The following is a 910-nucleotide window of genomic DNA, read 5'->3' on the forward strand; positions in this document are numbered from 1 at the left end:
TAGCTCTAAGAAACCTTCATCTAAGGTTTGTGGTTGACCCACAGATACGTTAAATACGATGTCCGTTTGTGGCCCTGTCGTACCGACACTATTAACCGGCGCAACACTGATGCGATTTTGACCATCACTTAATGGATTTTCAATGTCAAAACTCCACTCGTTATTCATCACGGTCGCACGGCCAATCGCTACACCATTAACATAAACTTCAACTTCCACAACACCATCTGGTGCACGGCCAACCAATTGTGGCTTGTTATCATCCGTGATGCTGTTGCTCTTAATTGGACCTTGGAACTCACCTACGTTATCTAAAAGCTCAAAGCTGTCTGGAGATAAAATGTCCGGTATGCTCGTGTTAATGACCACGACAAAGCGCTCACCTTCAATACTGGTGTTACCCGCTTGATCAGTCAAGGTAACATAAAACTCATGTACACCATCGTCGAGTTCTTGTAATTTTAATATCCAGGTCCCTTGGTTACTCACAACCGCAGAGGCCAGCAATTTAGTGCCTGTCGCTTTATCATAAACCTGTACGGTCGTACCCGGCTCACCGGTACCTCTTAAGGTCGGTGAAGATTCATTCGTACCACCACCATTCGGTATAAAGCCTTTATTTGGATCGGTGCTGTCTTCAACACTCACTATCACACCCGCATCCGGTGGCGTTAAGTCATATTTAACATCAAAGGTTTTCGTTAATGCATTACCTGACGCATCCACTGTCTTCACAGTATAAGTCTGTACGCCATCATCAATGAAGGTGCTTGGGATATCAAAACGCCATTTACCATTCTCGTCAGCCAAGACATCACGGGTATTTAATTTGTATTCACCAAAATAAATATCTACTTTCGCCCCAGGTAACGCTGTACCTAATAAGGTCGGCGTCTTATCATTCGTCAAG

At 44.3% G+C, this 910-nt stretch carries 1 protein-coding gene; it reads right to left on the bottom strand.

The window, feature by feature from the left end; translation table 11 throughout:
- Positions 1–910 (bottom strand): Ig-like domain-containing protein (locus tag ACFFIT_RS13400; protein WP_385876679.1); only part of this gene is annotated, 910 nt, incomplete at both ends.

Source organism: Thorsellia kenyensis, from assembly GCF_042432445.1.
Taxonomy (GTDB): Bacteria; Pseudomonadota; Gammaproteobacteria; order Enterobacterales; family Thorselliaceae; genus Thorsellia; species Thorsellia kenyensis.